Here is a 1,299-nt window from a genome sequence, read left to right as displayed (position 1 = left end):
GAACGGTTGCGGTCCCGGGCATCCATCTGGGCGGTCAGGGACATAAAGATCGGAACGGTGCCGGGCGGGTCCATGATCACGAACAGCGTGACGATCACCGAGGCCAGGAGCTGAAGGTCAATCCAGTCCATCAGCGCACCACGGACGTTCCGCTGGCCTGTTCCTCGATCCGGGCCAGCACCTCCGGGGCGGTCAGGTTCTCGCCCAGCAGGTTCGGTTTCCCGGCCCCGTGGTAGTCCGAGGAGCCGGTCACCAGCAGGCCGTGCTGTTCGGCGAGGCGGCGCAGGAACACCCTGCCCTCTTCCGGGTTGTCCCGGTGGTCGATCTCGAGCCCGGCCAGGCCGGCGTCGATCATCTCCCGATAGGTGCGCTCCCCCACTACCCGTCCGCGGGAGGACGCCACCGGATGCGCGAASACSGGCACMCCGCCGGCGTCGCGGACCAGTTCGACGGCGTAYRCCGGRTCCGGCGCGTAGTGCTGCACCCAGTACCGGGARYGCGAGGTCAGGATGGTCTCGAAGGCCTCGCTGCGGTCCGCCACAACACCCGCGGCCACCAGGGCGTCGGCGATGTGCGGGCGGCCCAGGGTGGCGCCCGGGGCTACGTGGTGGATGACGTCGTCCCAGCTCAGCGGGTAGTCCTCGGCGAGCAGGCTGACCATTCGTTCGGCGCGGGTGAACCGGGCGTCCTTGGCTTTGGTGATTTCCTCCAGCAGCCCGGGGTGTGCGGGGTCGTGGAGGTAGCTGAGGAGGTGCACGCTGATGCCCTCACTGGTCCGGCAGGAGACTTCCATCCCGGGGACCAGTGCCACGCCGAGGTTCCGCGCCGCGGCCGAGGCCTCTGCCCAGCCGTCGGTGGAGTCGTGATCGGTCAGGGCGACGACGTCGAGCCCCGCCTCCGCAGCCGACGCGATCACCCCCGCTGGGGGCTGGGTGCCATCGGAAACGTTCGAGTGGGCATGCAGGTCAATCCTCACCTGCCCAGCCTAGTAGATCCGCCGGGGCGGCTTGTTGGCCTAAGCCGCGCCGCTGGTGAGACTATGGGACGGTGAACGATGCAGATAACACCCAAGTCTCCACTTCCCAGCCCCTCGAGGAGCGCGTCAACAACCGCTCACAGCGGCCCAGTTCCGACGCCTTCAAGGCATTTATGGCCAGCAATTGGGCTCCGGCCCCGGACCAGCTCCCCGAGCTGGATGCCGTCGCCGGCCACGCCGCGGCCCGCCGTCGAGCCATCTCCGAGCTGTTCAAAGGTGAACGCCTGGTCATCCCCGCCGGCCCGTTGAAGGTCCGCTCCAAC

General features: G+C 68.6%; 2 protein-coding genes and 1 pseudogene. 1 reads left to right on the top strand and 2 read right to left on the bottom strand.

Annotation, left to right across the window (positions count from 1 at the left end; translation table 11 throughout):
* Both AC1DHD_RS16320 and AC1DHD_RS16315 read right to left on the bottom strand, forming a co-directional pair.
* On the bottom strand, positions 1-122 hold a 122-nt coding region (locus AC1DHD_RS16320), incomplete at its 3' end, for a MarC family protein (RefSeq protein ID WP_476880704.1).
* Between the two features lie 8 nt (positions 123-130).
* Positions 131-976, bottom strand: coding sequence for a PHP domain-containing protein (locus AC1DHD_RS16315; protein WP_476880703.1), 846 nt, complete (start codon positions 974-976; stop codon positions 131-133).
* Between the two features lie 71 nt (positions 977-1,047).
* Here AC1DHD_RS16315 and AC1DHD_RS16310 point away from each other — a divergent pair.
* Positions 1,048-1,299, top strand: a pseudogene (locus AC1DHD_RS16310) (aminopeptidase P family protein); the annotation flags it as partial.

Source organism: Arthrobacter sp. 05L45_2, assembly GCF_056397525.1.
Note: the sequence above shows the minus strand (reverse complement) of the source record. Positions and strands in the feature narration are given on the sequence as shown.